This is a genomic window from Paracoccus salsus, from assembly GCF_021556615.1.
Taxonomy (GTDB): domain Bacteria; phylum Pseudomonadota; class Alphaproteobacteria; order Rhodobacterales; family Rhodobacteraceae; genus Paracoccus; species Paracoccus salsus.
The window spans coordinates 306,722-321,633 of sequence record NZ_JAKGGD010000003.1; the positions used below are offsets into that span (position 1 = coordinate 306,722).

Genomic DNA, 14,912 nt, shown 5'->3' on the forward strand with positions numbered 1-14,912 from the left:
ATGAAGGTTCTCGTGCCGGTCAAGCGCGTGATCGACTACAACGTGAAGGCTCGCGTAAAGGCGGACGGATCGGGGGTCGATCTGGCGAATGTGAAGATGTCGATGAACCCCTTTGACGAGATCGCCGTGGAAGAGGCGATCCGGCTCAAGGAAAAGGGTTTGGCCTCGGAGGTCGTCGCGGTCAGCATCGGCGTCAAGCAGGCCGCCGAGACGCTGCGCACGGCGCTGGCGATGGGCGCCGATCGCGCCATTCTCGTCATCGCCTCCGATGACGTTCATCAGGACATCGAGCCGCTGGCGGTCGCCAAGATTCTGGCGAAGCTGGTCGAAGAGGAGGCGCCTCAGCTGGTCATCGCCGGCAAGCAGGCAATCGACAACGACATGAATGCGACCGGCCAGATGCTGGCCGCGCTGCTGGGCTGGAGCCAGGCCACCTTTGCCAGCAAGCTGGAACTGGACGGCGAGACCGCCAGGGTCACGCGCGAGGTCGATGGCGGCTTGCAGACCATCGAGGTCAAGCTGCCCGCGATCGTGACCGCCGATCTGCGGCTGAACGAACCGCGCTATGCCAGCCTGCCCAATATCATGAAGGCGAAAAAGAAGCCGCTGGACGAAAAGACCGCCGCCGATCTGGGCGTCGATGTCAGCCCGCGGCTGGAAATCACCGGCACGCGCGAGCCTGAAGGCCGCAGCGCCGGCATCAAGGTCGGCTCGGTTGACGAGCTGGTGTCGAAACTGAAAGAAGCGGGGGTGATCTGATGGCTGTTCTGCTGCTGGGTGAAGTCACGAATGGCGAACTGAGCCGCGACTCGACCGCCAAGGCCGTGACCGCGCTGAAGACCCTGGGCGATGTGACGGTGCTGTGCGCCGGCGCATCCGCGAATGCGGCTGGCGAGGAGGCCGCGAAGATCGACGGCGTGGCCAAGGTGCTGGTGGCCGAGGACGCGCTTTACGGCCATCGGCTCGCCGAACCGGCCGCAGCGCTGCTGGTCAGCCTTGCGGGCGATTACGACCACATCGCCGCGCCGGCCACGACCGACGCCAAGAACATCATGCCGCGCGTCGCCGCGCTCTTGGACGTGATGGTCATCTCGGACGTGTCGGCGGTCATCGATGCGGACACGTTCGAACGCCCGGTCTATGCCGGCAACGCCATCCAGACCGTCAAGACGAAGGACCCCAAGAAGGTCCTGACGGTCCGCACGGCCAGCTACGATGCGGCGGGCGAAGGCGGCCCCGCACCGGTCGAGGCCATCGCCAAAGGCGAGGATCCGGCGCTGTCGAAATGGGTCGGAGACGAGGTCGCGGAAAGCGACCGGCCGGACCTGACCTCGGCAGGGCGCGTGGTGTCGGGCGGTCGCGGCGTGGGTTCCAAGGACGACTTCGCGATCATCGAGAAGCTGGCCGACAAGCTGGGCGCGGCCGTGGGCGCGTCCCGCGCGGCAGTCGATTCGGGCTATGCGCCGAACGACTGGCAGGTCGGCCAGACCGGCAAGGTCGTCGCACCGGAACTCTATGTCGCGATCGGCATCTCGGGCGCGATCCAGCATCTTGCGGGCATGAAGGACAGCAAGGTCATCGTCGCCATCAACAAGGACGAGGAGGCCCCGATCTTCCAGATCGCCGATTACGGGCTGGTGGGTGATCTGTTCACCACCGTCCCGGAACTGACGGAAAAGCTGTAGTCCGCACCGTCATCGTGACGATCGCCTGAGGGGCGCCGCATGGCGCCCCCACGCCGGCCGCCCCTGATCGTCAGGGGCGGTTTTGCATTGCAGCGTGCAGCCGCCCGCCCTATCGTCCCGGCGACACAGAACGAGGTGCGGACATGGCGATACAGTCGGTTGGGGTCATCGGAGCGGGCCAGATGGGCAACGGCATCGCGCATGTCTTTGCGCTTGCCGGCTATGACGTCCTGATGACCGATATCAGCCAGGACGCGCTGGACAAGGCGGTGTCGCTGATCGACCGCAACCTTGAACGCCAGGTCAGCCGCGAGAAGGTCTCGGCCAAGGACAAGAAGGCGGCGATGGACCGCATCTCGACCACGCTGACATTGTCGGAACTGGGGCAGACCGATCTGGTGATCGAGGCCGCGACCGAACGTGAAACGGTCAAGCACGCGATCTTCGAGGACCTTGTCCCGCATCTCAAGCCGGACACGATCCTGACCTCGAACACCTCGTCGATCTCGATCACGCGGCTGGCAAGCCGCACGGACCGGCCCGAGAAGTTCATGGGCTTCCATTTCATGAACCCGGTCCCGGTCATGCAGCTTGTCGAACTGATCCGCGGAATCGCAACCGACGAACCGACATACAAGGCGTTGATCGGGGTCGTCGAGAAGCTGGGCAAGACCGCCGCCAGCGCCGAGGATTTCCCCGGCTTCATCGTCAACCGGATCCTGATGCCGATGATCAACGAGGCCGTGTACACGCTGTATGAGGGCGTCGGCAACGTGAAGTCCATCGACAGCGCCATGAAGCTGGGGACCAATCACCCGATGGGGCCGCTGGAACTGGCCGATTTCATCGGGCTGGACACCTGCCTTGCGATCATGAACGTGCTGCATGAAGGCTTGGCGGACACCAAGTACCGCCCCTGCCCGCTGCTGACAAAATATGTCGAGGCCGGGTGGCTGGGCCGCAAGACCGGCCGCGGCTTCTATGACTATCGCGGCGAGGCCCCGGTCCCGACGCGTTGATACGGACGGCATCCACGCCCCTGCCCGCGCTCGCCGGCAACGCGGCAATCGGCGTCAGGGTCTGCTGATCCGATCCCGGCCGGACCGCCATCACCGTCACCAATGGTGTCGCCGCCGGCACGAGCGAGGCGTTGGTCGGCAATCTCGAAGGCGCCACGTTCACGCTCGCCGACAACAGGCCGGGTGCCGCCGCCATGATGGACGCCCGCAGGCTGTTCAGACAGCTGGTTTTCGATGCTCCCATCAAGTCCTCCTGATGGGCAGGATCCGGGCGAAGGAATGCAGCCGACGGCGGCCGCCGGCGCCTGGATCGCAGGAAATCCTCGCTCCGAGGCCGGGTGGCCGGAGGGCGTTAAGCCGCCGGACGCGCAACCCGGGACGGTCGCGATCATGGCGGCGGTGGGCAGGTGACGCCCAGGATCATCCTGATCCTGCTGGCGGACCAGCTGTCGGGGTTGCTTCTCCCCGATGGCCCCGCCGAATTTCCGCACACACCGAATCTGCTTCGACCTGCCGAACGCTCGACCCGCTTTGCCAACAGCCATGGCGGCAGCCCGGTTTGCGCCCCGGGGCCAGCCAGCCGCACGGGTTCGAAGAGCGGCTGACCGCCGACATCTGCCCTGCCGATTTCGGCTGGAAGCCAGATTGGCGCAACCCGGGCGAGCGCATCGACTGATGGTCCCGCAAGCTGGGCTCGGTTATGGACCCGAACCTGCTGGAAGACAGCCCGCGTTTTCCTCGCGGCGATTGAGACAGGGGGCCGGGTCTCGACCCGCCCCCCTGATCCAGGCGTCAGGCGTCGTCCTTGTGAGCGCGCTTTTCCATGAACTGGTCGAACTCCGCCTTGTCCTTGGCTTCCCGCAGTTTCTGCAGGAAGTCGACAAACTCGCGGTGCTCGTCCTCCAGCCGCTTCAGCGTCTCGTCGCGATAGGCGTCGAAAGCCGAATTGCCGGTGGGGGCCGCGTGATAGCGCGGCGCGTGGCTGCGTTTGCTGCATCCGAACATGCGTTTGCTCCAGATCATGTAGGCAAGGATGGCCAGACCGACCGGCCAGAAGGCGACGAAGCCCAGGATCATGGTGATGATCCAGGCGGGTCTGCCGCGTTCGTCCAGCCAGTCCCGCACCCGGGCCAGCGGGCCGGGGCCGCGCGAAGCCCGCATCGGATAGGCCGACATCTCGTGCGATGCACTCTGCATCTTTGTGATCCCTCCATGTTAATGTTAATCACATTTACATAGATGGGCGGTCCAGAGGCTGCGTCAAGAGAGCCGGAACATTTTTCTTATTCGGGAATAAGCCCCAGCCCGCGCAGATAGATGATGACGCCGCTTTCCAGCATCTCGGCCGGCTCGACCGAACTGCGCCCCCCCGGCTTGCCGCGCGAGAACAATTCCACGACGCCGTGGCTCATCGCCCAGACATGGTTGGCCACCATGCGCGCGGGCGGCCTTTGATCCGGCGGCAGCCGGCTCGCCAACGCCTCGGCCGCGCGCAGCAGGGTTCCCTGAGCGCGTTCGGACGCCTGCGCCAGTTGTGCATTCCCGGCGATGGAGACGCCCGATTCGAACATTGCCATGTAATGGCCGGGACGGTCCGACGCGAAATCCAGATAGGCCTGACCCATCCGGAGAAACGCGGTGAGCACGCGCGGGCGGCCCTCATCGAACGCCACCTCCAACCGGGTCGCGAAGTCCAGAAAGCCCTGACGTGCGACCTCTTCGATCAACTCGTCCCGGCCCTTGAAATGCCGATAGGGCGCAGCCGGAGAAACACCGGCACGCCGCGCGGCCTCTGCCAGCGTGAAGGCGTGCGGGCCAAGCTGTTCCACCAGCACGGCGGTCGCCTCGACCAGGGCCTGCCGCAGATTCCCGTGATGATAGGATTTCCGGTCGATCAAGTCAGATGACCTACATGCCTTCGCCAAAGTAGTCCGCGACCAGCGTCTCCAGAGCGTCGGCAAGCGGCAGCGCGTCCGGACCCGAGGTCGTGACGGTGATGCTGGAACCGCGCGGCGCGGTCAGCATCAGCAGCCCCATGATGGAATCGCCCGAGACACTCATCCCGTCCTTCGCGACCATGGCCTGCGCGTCGAACCGCTCGACCACGTCGACGAATTTGGCGCTGGCGCGGGCGTGCAGACCCTTTTCATTGATGATCGCCAGTTCCCGCGTGATCGATGCGCTCATCCCGCCTTGGTCCCCGCGTCCAGATCCGCTGCCGGCGGGACATTGTACGAGTTGATGTATTTGCGGCCCGCTTCCTTGGCAAAGGCCACCGCATCAACGACCGGCAGGTGACGCGACTTCGCCAGCTTGACCAGCATTGGCAGGTTGGCACCATAGAGGATCGTCCGGTCGCGGACCGCGCAGGCCGGCAAGGACAGGTTGGACGGCGAGCCGCCGAAAAGATCGGTCACCAGCACCACGCCGTCGCCGACATCCACGGAATCCGCCGCGACCTGAATCTCGGCGGTTTTTGCCGCACGGTCGTGGTCATCCTCGATCGCCACGACAGCGATTCCCGTCTGGGGCCCCACAACATGCAGGACCGCAGAGCGGTATTCCCGCGCCAGTCCGCCATGTGCAACGATGACAATCCCGATCAACGCGCCTCACCAAATTCCGAAGCCTGAAACCCGCCACCTTCCCGGTTGCCGCCAGGTTTTGGCTGCCTATCGCCCGAACGCTTTCCGCCGAAAGACAAGGGAATTGGCGCACGCCGTTCAAGCTCTCTGTGCCTTATTGACACCGGCCAACCGGCATCTGCAAGCGCGACCGCCATTTTTTCGGCCAGAGTGACGGAACGGTGTTGCCCACCGGTACACCCGAAACCGACCGAGAGATGCGTCTTGCCTTCGTCCAGATGCGCCGGCAGCAGGAACAGGATCAGGTCACGGATGCGGCTGAAGAACTCGTCGAACCGGGAATCCCGCGCGACGAAGTCCTGGACCGCCTGGTCCTGGCCCGTCATGCGACGCAAACCCTCTTCCCAATGCGGGTTGGCAAGGCAGCGGCAATCGAACATCAGATCGATGCCGCGCGGCACGCCGCGCTTGTAGCTGAAGGAATGCAGCGAAAGGCTGAGGCGATGGTCCTTGCGTGTATCGAACCAGCGCGTCAGTTCCGCCTTCAGGTCGTGGGGCGACAGTTCGCTGGTATCGACCAGCACGTCGGCCCGCGAGCGGATCGGCCCCAGAAGATCCAGTTCGGTTGTGACGCCGGTCAGCGGCGACCCGTCCGGCGCAAGCGGGTGACGCCGACGCGTCTCGTTGTAGCGGCGCACAAGCACCTCCAGCGCACAGTCCAGAAACAGAACCTCGGGGGCGTAGTCGGGATTGCGGGTCAGACGGTCGATCAACTCGATCACGTTCGAGGCCGAGAAGTCACGGTTCCGCACATCCAGCCCAAGCGCCAGCGGCGTCGGACGCCCCGGCCCGTCCAGCAAACGCGGGATCAGCGACAGCGGAAGGTTGTCGATCGCCTCGAAGCCCAGATCCTCAAGCACGTTGATCGCCGTCGACCGCCCCGCGCCCGACGGCCCGGTGACCAACACCAGTCGCTGCGCCTGGGGAACGCGGGCAATTCCCTGATCCTGAATTGCATCGTCCTGCGGCATGCAAAGAAAATCCTTCATCGGCGGTGCGCCATCGGTCATGCGACGCGTTCCGTCAGCAACAGCTGCCGCAACGCAGCATAAAGATGCGGTCGATACGGCCCCAGAACAAGTGGCAAGGCGAGCCCCAGCAAATCATAGCTTCGCGACTGTGGCAGCCGCGCGTCCTCTGACCGGCCCAGATCGACCACGGCCGCCAGCCGCACCGGTCCGTGCGCGGCACAGCGCAATATTCCCACCCCGCGCGCCTCGATCCGGCCGCGCAGCGGCTCCGGGCAGGACCCGACGACCCCGTCACCCTCGCGCCGCAGGTCGGTTCGGTCATCCGCCACCAGCTCCGCGCCCACCGCAATCATCTGCAAGGCCAGGCTCGACTTTCCCGCGCCGGCCGGCCCCAGGATCAGCAGGCCCCGCCCCGCAAGCGCAATCGTGGACGCGTGAATCTGGGTCATGCGAATCGCCTCCTGTCCCGATGATCCGGCAAAATGGTTAACCGCTGGCTCACATGCCCGCCAGATTCGGATTGTTGGCGATAACATTTGGTGTTTGCGTTAACCGTTAGCGCGCTCGGCTTTTTTCAACTCCCGGCCGTGCTATAGCCCGCGCATACTGTGTCACGGAATTGTCGCAGGCGAACTTGTAGTCAGGAGCGTTACGAAGATGAGCACGCGCGTGAACCCGAACTGCCGACTGGAGGATCAGGGAATCGAGGGACTCGGCCGGGTTTACTACAACCTGCTGGAGCCCGCGCTGATGACCGAAGCCATTGCCCGCGGCGAAGGCGTCCTGGGTCTGGGCGGCACCTTTCTTGCCACGACCGGCGACCATACCGGCCGGTCGCCCAAGGACAAGTTCGTCGTCCGGACCCCGGATGTCGAGGACAGCATCTGGTGGGAAAACAACGCTCCGATGCCGCCCGAGGCGTTCGACCGCCTGCATGCCGACATGCTTGGCCACATGAAGGGCCGCGACTATTTCGTCCAGGATCTTTACGGCGGCGCCGATCCCAGGGAACGGCTGGACGTCCGTGTCGTGACCGAACTGGCCTGGCACGGCCTCTTCATCCGCCACCTGCTGCGTCGCCCCGAGCCAGCCGAACTGGTTGGTTTCTCTCCGGAATTCACGATCATCAACTGCCCCGGCTTCAAGGCCGACCCGCAACGCCACGGCTGCCGCAGCGAGACCGTGATCGCGCTGAATTTCGAGAAGAAGCTGATCCTGATCGCCAACACCGCCTACGCCGGCGAGAACAAGAAGTCGGTCTTCACGCTGCTCAACTATCTGCTGCCGGCCAAGGGCATCATGCCGATGCATTGCAGCGCAAACCACGCGCCCGGGGACCCCGACGACAGCGCGATCTTCTTCGGCCTTTCCGGCACCGGCAAGACCACGCTTTCCGCCTGCGCGTCCCGGGTGCTGATCGGCGACGACGAGCATGGCTGGTCCGACGAGGGCATCTTCAACTTCGAGGGCGGCTGCTACGCCAAGACTCTCAACCTCTCGGCCAAGGCTGAACCCGAGATCTTCTCGACCACGTCGCGCTTCGGGACCGTGATCGAGAACATGGTCTACGACAAGGACACGCTGGAACTGGATTTCGAGGACAACTCGATCACCGACAACATGCGCTGCGCCTATCCGCTGGACGCAATCTCGAACGCGTCGGAAACCAGCCTCGGCGGGCATCCCAGGAACGTGATCATGCTGACCTGCGATGCGTTCGGCGTGCTGCCGCCCATCGCGCGGCTGACGCCCGCGCAGGCGATGTATCACTTCCTGTCCGGATTCACCGCGAAAACCCCGGGGACCGAGGTCGGCGTGGTCGAGCCGATCCCGACCTTCTCGACCTGTTTCGGCGCGCCCTTCATGCCGCGCCGCCCCGAAGTCTATGGCAAGCTGCTGGCCGAAAAGATCGCCCAGCACGGCGCATCCTGCTGGCTGGTCAACACGGGCTGGACCGGCGGCGCGTTCGGCACCGGCTCGCGGATGCCGATCAAGGCCACCCGCGCTCTGCTGGCGGCGGCGCTGGATGGCAGCCTGAACGACGTCGAATTCCGCCGGGATCCGAATTTCGGCTTCGAAGTTCCAGTGTCGGTCCCGGGCATATCGGACGTGCTGCTGGACCCTCGCCGGACCTGGGACGATCGGGCGTCCTATGATCGCCAGGCCGCAAAGCTGGTTCAGATGTTCAGCGAGAATTTCGCGCAGTATCTGGAAGGCATCGACGACGAGGTGCGCGCGGTCGCCATCGGCTGAACCCGCCGCCATCAGCAATTCACGGCCGCGCCCATCGCGCGGCCGTTTGCACAAGCCGCGACATCTCAGCCGTCCGCGGCGACCACGAACCCCGCCTCGGCCAGTTCCGCGAGAAGGCACCATGTGTCGGACAACAGCGTGGCCCGCGGCACGTCCGGATACAGGTCGGCCAGAAGCTCGGCCAGTTCGGTCACGTCGCCCGGGATCTCCAGCGCGGACCAGATGACATGCCCGACCGGATTGAGATGCCAGACCGTCTTGCCGCCGCGCGTCCAGAGAAAGGCGCTGCCCTCGACCTGTCGCAGCATGACGTTCGGGCGCTGTTTCCAGACCCGGTCGGGGTCGAAAGGCCGCGCCGGGCGCTCGGGTGGCGGCGGGGTCAGCGGGACGTGCAGTTCCGGACCGGGCTCCGGCTCACATTCGTCCGGCGCATCGGTCGCGAAATTGCGGCGCAGCAGGGCGACGGCTTCCTCAAGGTCGGAATACACCATCCGCAGGACCGTCAGCCGGCCCAGCAGGCACCTTGCCCCGGCGAAGGCGGCTTCGGCATCACCCAGATGCGCCATGTTCTGCGCCAGCAGATGGTGCAGCGCCTGATCCTGCGCCATCCGGTGCAACCGCGCCGCGCCATTCGCGCGTCGGTCCAGAACGATCAGGGTGGAGGGCTCCGCCATGGTGCCGTGCGGCGCCAGATTGTCCGACCGCAGATAGGCATAGCAGCGGTCGCGCGCCCCCGGCGTCTTGCGGACATGACGGAGGAAGTCGGGATGGCTGCGTCTGGGCATCGGCAGACGGATGCGCGGCGCGATGCCCAGCCCGACCGCCAGGCCCGAAGGGGTCAGCGGCAGCACATCGTCGCAGAAGATCGTGGCGTCGACCTCGGCGCCCAGGCGCGCGATCAGCGTGCTTTTTCCGGCACGTCTCGGGCCGGTCAGCATCACCAGGCCGCCCTGGAAACGGAACGCGCCGCAATGCAGTGCGAAGCTGCCGGGATTGGCATCAATCCACGATTCCGTCAGATCCGAGAGGACGGCGCAGCAGGCTTCCGCCAGGCCCAGCCCCGACAATTCATCCTCGTAAAAGGGCGACGCGGCCGTGAAGCCGTCGCGCCGGACAGCCACGCGGCTCAGCCGTTTCGCGTGCGCGCCCGAGGCAGGCGTCGGCCGGATTTCGGGTCGCCAGCCTTTGACCACCGAACTCAGCCCGCAGCGTAACCGATCGGCATCCACCAGCCGGATCGTCAGATCGGCCCCCGGAAAATGCAGGTCGGTCAGGCGTGCCGCGCCCGTGCCGTCCCGCGGTGGATCGGAGGCGCGCACTGCGCGCGCCTCCGGCTTGTCAGCATGCATCCGCATGGGCTAGCGCCGCGACGGGCGGGCGAAATTCCGCCGGCCATCGCTGGTCCGCGAAGGGCGCTGCTGCCGATTGCCGGCGCGGTCGGACCGGCTGCTGCGGCGCTGGCCGGACCGGTCGCGACCACGGCCACGACCACGGCCACGACCGCTGCCACTGCGACCGCTGCCGCCACGACCGCTGCCGTCACCACGGCCGCTGCCGTCACCACGGCCGCTGCCGCCACCACGGCCGCTGCCGCCACCCTGACCGCTGCCGCCACCCTGACCGCTGCCGCTGCTGGCGCGTGCGGAATCCAGACCCACAAGCGCGGGGGCGACATAAGCCACCCCGGCGGCAAGGCCAAGCTTGGCCAGCAGGCCACGGCGAGACAGATTCTTGTCGGTTTCGTCGGACATCTCATCCTCCTCGTGCTGTTGCAGACCGATCGTGCCGATCGGACCTCAAGGAAAACGTAGCACAAGGGGTTTTATTCCGCACAGCCTCTGCAGGGTTCGCGGAACCGGCACCGTTCGCCGGAATGGACCGTGCTCAGAGACCCAGACAGTATCGCATGATGGCCTTCTGGGCGTGCAGCCGGTTCTCGGCTTCGTCCCAGATGACCGAATGCAGACCGTCCATCACGGCACTGGTCACCTCATCCTCGCGATGGGCCGGCAGACAGTGCATGAACAGCGAATCCGGCTTGGCGCGCGCCATCAGCGCCTCGTTGACCTGATAGCCGCGCAGCTGGTTGTGGCGGCGTTCCTTGGCCGATTGCGGATCGTGCATGCTGACCCAGGTGTCGGCAAAGACCAGGTCCGCCCCCTCGACGGCCTTCGCCGGATCGCGCTCGATGAGGACGTTCACGCCCTGCGCCCGCGCGAAGTCCAGCGCCTCGCGTTCCGGATCCAGCGGCGGCGGGCCGGTGAAGGTGAAATCGAAACCGAACTGACCTGCCGCATGGATCACGCTGGCGCAGACATTGTTGCCGTCGCCCACCCAGACCACCTTGCGGCCGCCGATCGGGCCGCGATGTTCCTCGAATGTCATCACATCGGCCATGATCTGGCACGGATGGGTGCGGTTGGTCAGCCCGTTGATCACCGGCACATCGGCGTATTCGGCCATCTCTTGCAGCGTGGCCTCCTCGAAGGTGCGGATCATGATCAGGTCCACATAGCGCGACAGGACACGGGCGGTATCCGCGATCGTCTCGCCATGGCCAAGCTGCATTTCCGACCCCGACAGCACCATGGTCTGGCCGCCCATCTGGCGCACACCGACATCAAAGCTGACGCGGGTGCGGGTCGAGGGTTTCTCGAAGATCAGCGCGACCATCCGGCCAGCCAGCGGCTGATCGTCATCCGGTGTGCCCTTGGGACGGTTGTTTCGCGCGGTCTTCATGGCCTGCGCCTGGTCGATGATCGATCTCAGATCGTCCTTGGCGGTGTCGTGGATGTCCAGGAAATGCTTCATCTTGATGTCTTTCGGCGATTTCTTGCAGCAAGCCCGCTTGTGGCGGGCGGGTCAAGGGGGCGCTGTTCCCGCCGCGCGTTCCGCGCGACTCCCCCGGGATAGTTCGACACGGACGATGGGCTATCGTCGGCGCGTCATGACGCGGACGGTCTGGCCTGCCGAATCGGTGCGGGTCAGGTCGCCCGAAAAGCCCGCCTTTTCATAGGCGCGGATGGCGCGCAGGTTTTCGGGCGCCGGATCAATGACCAGCATCGAGGCGTCGCGCAGCAGCAGATCGCCAAGCACGCGCAGCCACGCGCCGCCCTTGCCCCGGCCCTGCGGCGAACCGAAAACGTCGATGGCGATGCTGTCCTGCGGCAGGCCCGCGAATTGTGGCGCGGGCCAGTGAAAGGCCGGATAGGTTTGTGCATAGCCAAGCGGCGTGTCGTTCTGCAGCGCGATCACCTGCCGGATCACCTCGTGTCCCAGATCCTCGCGCAGCAACGCGATCTGACGGTCAGGCCCCGGCCACCAGCGGGCGATCTGCGGATCGCGCAGCCATTCGGACAGCATCGGCAGATCGGCCTGCGTGACCGGTCTGAACCGGTAGTCAGGCATCGAGGCTTGCGGCGGCACGGTCCAGCCTTGCGACGGCCTCGGCGATGTCTTCGTCGCTGATGTTGAGCGGTGGCAGAAGGCGCAGCGTGTTGTCGGCTGCCGGCACGGTCAGGATATGCTGCGCATAGCCTTCCTTGACCAGATCGGCGGGCGCGGCCCTGCATTTCAAGCCCAGCATCAGCCCCTGGCCGCGCACGCCCTCGAAGATTTCGGGATGGCTTGCGACCAGACCCTCAAGCTTCTGGCGGAACAGCGCGGATTTGCGGTTCACCTCGGCCAGAAACGCGTCATCCGCGACGATCTCCATGACCCGGGCACCGACAGCGCAGGCCAGCGGATTGCCGCCATAGGTCGAGCCATGCGTCCCGGCGATCATCCCGGCCGCAGCCTCCTCGGTCGCCAGGACCGCGCCCAGCGGGAAGCCGCCGCCGATGCCCTTGGCGACCATCATGATGTCGGGCGCGATCCCCGCATATTCATGCGCGAACAGCCGGCCCGTGCGGCCCATCCCGCACTGCACCTCGTCCAGCACCAGCAAAGCGCCGGTCTGGTCGCACAGCGCCCGGATCTGGCGCAGGTCTTCATCGGCGATGGGGCGGATCCCCCCCTCGCCCTGCACCGGCTCCAGCATGACCGCTGCGGTGGCCCTGGTGATCGCCTCCTTCAGCGCGCCCATGTCGCCCCACGGCAATTGCCGGAAACCGGGCATCAGCGGGCCGAACCCCTTGACCATCTTTTCCGACCCCGCCGCCGCGATCGCACCGGTCGAGCGGCCGTGAAACGCGCCCTCGAAGGTCAGGATCTCGATGCGGTCCGGATCGCCGGCGTGATCCCAGTATTTGCGGACCATCTTGATCGCCAGCTCGGCCGCCTCGGTGCCGGAATTGGTGAAGAAGACGGTATCCGCGAACGTCCTTTCGACCAGAAGATCGGCCAGTTTTTCCTGCTGAGGGATCTGGTACAGGTTCGAGACATGCCAGATCCTGCCGGCCTGCTCGGTCAGCGCCGCGACCAGATCGGGGTTGGCGTGCCCCAGCACGTTGACCGCGATCCCCGATCCAAGATCCAGATAGCGGCTGCCGTCCGTGGCGATGGCCCAGGCACCCTCGCCGCGTTCAAAGGCGATGGGCGCGCGATTATAGGTTGGCAAAACGTGCGAAATCATGGCGGATTCCCCGGATGGCATGACAGGATTGAGGGCAGGCAGGATCGGACGGCGACTGTAACCCCGCAGGGCGGGGCGTCAACGTCGGGGACGGGTGCTGGGTACGGTCCATGCGATCATGGCAAAGCCATTAGCGCCGATTCGCCGCCCGTGCAATCAGGGTTTCATCCGATACCCCGAATTCAGCCAGCGCCAGCCCAGGGCCAGGATCGCCACCACCACCGCGACGCAGATCAGGAGTCCGCGCAGCGGCGGAGCGTCGCTGACCCCGGTCACGCCATAGCGCGCCCCGTCGATCAGATAGAAGATCGGGTTCCAGTGCGACAGGCTGCGGAACGGCTCGGGCAGGGACTGGACGGAATAGAATGTGCCGGACAGGAACGAAAGCGGCGTGATGACGAAATTCGTGATCGCCGCCATCTGGTCGAATTTCTGCGCCATGATCCCGGCCAGAATTCCCAGCCCGCCCAGCAGCAGCGCCGCCAGCAGCACGAATGTCGCCGCCCAGAACGGGTGGGCGATGCCCGCGCCGGTGACGATGACCATGCCGGTGCCGATCACCGCCGCCACCAGCCCGGCCCGCGCGACCGACCCGGCGAGATAGCCCGCCAGCAGTTCGGCCGCCGACAGCGGCGGCATCAGCGTATCGACGATGTTGCCCTGAACCTTGGCGGCGGTGATCGAGGACGAGGTGTTGGCGAAGGAATTCTGGATCACCGTCATCATCAGGATGCCGGGCCCCAGGAATTGCAGATAGGGAATCCCCATGATCAGCCCGCGTCCCTGCCCCAGCGCCAGCGCGAAGACCAGCACGAACAGGGCCGCCGTCATCAGCGGCGCAAAGATCGTCTGCTGCCAGACCGCCATGAAGCGCATCACCTCACGCCGCGCAAGCGTGGCCAGCCCCAGCCAGTTGACTCGGCCGAAACGGCGAACGCCCATCGCCGGGCGATCCTTGATCGTGATGCGGTTCATGCTGGCGGTCCTTGAATTCCTGCGCCCCGAGGTCTAGATCTCGGCATCCCGTTTGTGACGGGAGCAATCGCAGGTTTCAAGATGGGGCGGCAGGTCGGACCCGCCCGGAAAGGCAACCATGTCCTGGACGGATGAACGCGTCGAGACGCTGAAGCGCATGTGGGGCGAGGGCCAGTCGGCCAGCGCGATCGCCAAGGAGTTGGGCGGTGTGACCCGAAACGCGGTGATCGGCAAGGTCCATCGCCTGGGTCTGTCGAACCGCAACGAAGAGCCCGAGGCCGCGCCGGTTGCCGCCGCTGTCGCGGCCGAACCCGTGGCCGAAAAGAAACCCGCCAGCAAGCCCGCCGCCAATCCCGAACCCGCCGCCGAGCCGGTCGCGGAAAAGCCCGAGGCCGCGGCCGAGGAACCTGCGACCCAGCCGGCCTTCACCCCCGCCCTGCGACGCCCGATCGTCCCGGCAGGCCAGCCGCTACCGCCCCAGCCTTCGGCCAACGAGATCAGCCCCGAAGCCCTGGCCTCGGTCCGCGAGATCGAAAAGAAGGCCCGCAAGCTGACCCTGATGGAACTGACCGAACGCACCTGCAAATGGCCCATCGGCGATCCCGCGACCGAAAAATTCTGGTTCTGCGGCCTGCCCAGCCAGGCCGGGAAGCCCTATTGCGAAGCCCATGTCGGCGTCGCCTTCCAGCCCATGAGCTCGCGCCGCGACCGCCGTCGCTGATCGCCCGACGCACACGGATTGAGGGGCCGCCCGCGTGGCGGCCTTTTGTCGTGTGTCCCGGTTCCGTGCG

The 14,912-nt window shown here is 65.8% G+C and carries 18 protein-coding genes; 6 read left to right on the forward strand and 12 right to left on the reverse strand.

Annotated elements, in window-relative coordinates; all coding sequences use genetic code 11:
• The 4 genes from L1965_RS08090 to L1965_RS16050 all read left to right on the forward strand — a co-directional run bounded on the left by L1965_RS08090 (position 1) and on the right by L1965_RS16050 (position 2,961).
• Positions 1-759, forward strand: a complete 759-nt coding sequence (locus tag L1965_RS08090) for an electron transfer flavoprotein subunit beta/FixA family protein (protein ID WP_235755910.1) — start codon at positions 1-3, stop codon at positions 757-759.
• Positions 759-1,685, forward strand: coding sequence for an electron transfer flavoprotein subunit alpha/FixB family protein (locus L1965_RS08095; RefSeq protein WP_235755911.1), 927 nt, complete (start codon positions 759-761; stop codon positions 1,683-1,685). The genes L1965_RS08090 and L1965_RS08095 overlap by 1 nt, the downstream gene beginning before the upstream one ends.
• Before the next feature lie 143 nt (positions 1,686-1,828).
• Entirely contained in the window at positions 1,829-2,704 is an 876-nt protein-coding gene (locus tag L1965_RS08100) for a 3-hydroxybutyryl-CoA dehydrogenase (RefSeq protein WP_235755912.1), read from the forward strand.
• Between the two features lie 131 nt (positions 2,705-2,835).
• On the forward strand, positions 2,836-2,961 hold the full coding sequence (locus tag L1965_RS16050) for a hypothetical protein (protein WP_277882950.1): 126 nt from the start codon (positions 2,836-2,838) through the stop codon (positions 2,959-2,961).
• Between the two features lie 535 nt (positions 2,962-3,496).
• Here the strand turns inward: L1965_RS16050 and L1965_RS08110 are convergent.
• From L1965_RS08110 to L1965_RS08135, 6 genes are all read right to left on the reverse strand, one after another.
• Positions 3,497-3,880: a DUF2852 domain-containing protein gene (locus tag L1965_RS08110; RefSeq protein WP_235756134.1), complete on the reverse strand. Its 384-nt coding sequence runs from the start codon at positions 3,878-3,880 to the stop codon at positions 3,497-3,499.
• Positions 3,881-3,987: 107 nt separating this feature from the next.
• Entirely contained in the window at positions 3,988-4,599 is a 612-nt protein-coding gene (locus tag L1965_RS08115; RefSeq protein WP_235756135.1) for a TetR/AcrR family transcriptional regulator, read from the reverse strand.
• Between the two features lie 13 nt (positions 4,600-4,612).
• Positions 4,613-4,891 carry an HPr family phosphocarrier protein gene (locus tag L1965_RS08120; protein ID WP_235755913.1) on the reverse strand — a complete coding sequence of 93 codons (279 nt, stop codon included), beginning with the start codon at positions 4,889-4,891 and terminating at the stop codon, positions 4,613-4,615.
• Entirely contained in the window at positions 4,888-5,310 is a 423-nt protein-coding gene (locus L1965_RS08125) for a PTS sugar transporter subunit IIA (protein WP_235755914.1), read from the reverse strand. Before L1965_RS08125 ends, L1965_RS08120 begins: the two co-directional genes overlap by 4 nt.
• Positions 5,307-6,320: an RNase adapter RapZ gene (gene rapZ / locus L1965_RS08130; RefSeq protein ID WP_235756136.1), complete on the reverse strand. Its 1,014-nt coding sequence runs from the start codon at positions 6,318-6,320 to the stop codon at positions 5,307-5,309. Before rapZ ends, L1965_RS08125 begins: the two co-directional genes overlap by 4 nt.
• A 35-nt stretch (positions 6,321-6,355) precedes the next feature.
• Positions 6,356-6,769: an HPr kinase/phosphorylase gene (locus tag L1965_RS08135; protein WP_235755915.1), complete on the reverse strand. Its 414-nt coding sequence runs from the start codon at positions 6,767-6,769 to the stop codon at positions 6,356-6,358.
• Between the two features lie 208 nt (positions 6,770-6,977).
• Between L1965_RS08135 and L1965_RS08140 the strand changes: the two genes are divergently transcribed.
• Positions 6,978-8,573, forward strand: a complete 1,596-nt coding sequence (locus tag L1965_RS08140) for a phosphoenolpyruvate carboxykinase (RefSeq protein WP_235755916.1) — start codon at positions 6,978-6,980, stop codon at positions 8,571-8,573.
• 65 nt (positions 8,574-8,638) lie between these two features.
• Here the strand turns inward: L1965_RS08140 and L1965_RS08145 are convergent, their stop codons facing one another.
• From L1965_RS08145 to L1965_RS08170, 6 genes are all read right to left on the reverse strand, one after another.
• On the reverse strand, positions 8,639-9,928 hold the full coding sequence (locus tag L1965_RS08145; protein ID WP_235755917.1) for a PqqD family protein: 1,290 nt from the start codon (positions 9,926-9,928) through the stop codon (positions 8,639-8,641).
• A gap of 3 nt (positions 9,929-9,931) precedes the next feature.
• Complete coding sequence (locus L1965_RS08150; protein WP_235755918.1) at positions 9,932-10,324, reverse strand: hypothetical protein; 393 nt, start codon at positions 10,322-10,324, stop codon at positions 9,932-9,934.
• Between the two features lie 133 nt (positions 10,325-10,457).
• A complete protein-coding gene (gene argF / locus L1965_RS08155) occupies positions 10,458-11,384 on the reverse strand; it encodes an ornithine carbamoyltransferase (protein WP_235755919.1) in 927 nt (308 codons plus the stop codon).
• A 120-nt stretch (positions 11,385-11,504) separates the two neighbouring features.
• Complete coding sequence (locus tag L1965_RS08160; RefSeq protein WP_235755920.1) at positions 11,505-11,981, reverse strand: GNAT family N-acetyltransferase; 477 nt, start codon at positions 11,979-11,981, stop codon at positions 11,505-11,507.
• Positions 11,974-13,146, reverse strand: coding sequence for an aspartate aminotransferase family protein (locus L1965_RS08165; RefSeq protein WP_235755921.1), 1,173 nt, complete (start codon positions 13,144-13,146; stop codon positions 11,974-11,976). Before L1965_RS08165 ends, L1965_RS08160 begins: the two co-directional genes overlap by 8 nt.
• A 156-nt stretch (positions 13,147-13,302) precedes the next feature.
• Positions 13,303-14,121, reverse strand: coding sequence for an ABC transporter permease (locus tag L1965_RS08170; RefSeq protein ID WP_235755922.1), 819 nt, complete (start codon positions 14,119-14,121; stop codon positions 13,303-13,305).
• Positions 14,122-14,239: 118 nt separating this feature from the next.
• Between L1965_RS08170 and L1965_RS08175 the strand changes: the two genes are divergently transcribed.
• The gene (locus L1965_RS08175) at positions 14,240-14,842 is read left to right on the forward strand and encodes a GcrA family cell cycle regulator (protein WP_235755923.1); all 603 of its coding nucleotides are present in this window, start codon (positions 14,240-14,242) and stop codon (positions 14,840-14,842) included.
• Positions 14,843-14,912: the final 70 nt, after the last annotated feature.

Bases quoted from the DNA above. Each gene is read 5' to 3' on its own strand.
- L1965_RS08090 (WP_235755910.1), top strand. From the start codon at position 1: ATGAAGGTTCTCGTGCCGGTCAAGCGCGTGATCGACTACAACGTGAAG.
- L1965_RS08095 (WP_235755911.1), top strand. From the start codon at position 759: ATGGCTGTTCTGCTGCTGGGTGAAGTCACGAATGGCGAACTGAGCCGC.
- L1965_RS08100 (WP_235755912.1), top strand. From the start codon at position 1,829: ATGGCGATACAGTCGGTTGGGGTCATCGGAGCGGGCCAGATGGGCAAC.
- L1965_RS08110 (WP_235756134.1), bottom strand. From the start codon at position 3,880: ATGTCGGCCTATCCGATGCGGGCTTCGCGCGGCCCCGGCCCGCTGGCC.
- L1965_RS08120 (WP_235755913.1), bottom strand. From the start codon at position 4,891: ATGAGCGCATCGATCACGCGGGAACTGGCGATCATCAATGAAAAGGGT.
- rapZ (WP_235756136.1), bottom strand. From the start codon at position 6,320: ATGCCGCAGGACGATGCAATTCAGGATCAGGGAATTGCCCGCGTTCCC.
- L1965_RS08135 (WP_235755915.1), bottom strand. From the start codon at position 6,769: ATGACCCAGATTCACGCGTCCACGATTGCGCTTGCGGGGCGGGGCCTG.
- L1965_RS08140 (WP_235755916.1), top strand. From the start codon at position 6,978: ATGAGCACGCGCGTGAACCCGAACTGCCGACTGGAGGATCAGGGAATC.
- L1965_RS08145 (WP_235755917.1), bottom strand. From the start codon at position 9,928: ATGCGGATGCATGCTGACAAGCCGGAGGCGCGCGCAGTGCGCGCCTCC.
- L1965_RS08150 (WP_235755918.1), bottom strand. From the start codon at position 10,324: ATGTCCGACGAAACCGACAAGAATCTGTCTCGCCGTGGCCTGCTGGCC.
- argF (WP_235755919.1), bottom strand. From the start codon at position 11,384: ATGAAGCATTTCCTGGACATCCACGACACCGCCAAGGACGATCTGAGA.
- L1965_RS08160 (WP_235755920.1), bottom strand. From the start codon at position 11,981: ATGCCTGACTACCGGTTCAGACCGGTCACGCAGGCCGATCTGCCGATG.
- L1965_RS08165 (WP_235755921.1), bottom strand. From the start codon at position 13,146: ATGATTTCGCACGTTTTGCCAACCTATAATCGCGCGCCCATCGCCTTT.
- L1965_RS08170 (WP_235755922.1), bottom strand. From the start codon at position 14,121: ATGAACCGCATCACGATCAAGGATCGCCCGGCGATGGGCGTTCGCCGT.
- L1965_RS08175 (WP_235755923.1), top strand. From the start codon at position 14,240: ATGTCCTGGACGGATGAACGCGTCGAGACGCTGAAGCGCATGTGGGGC.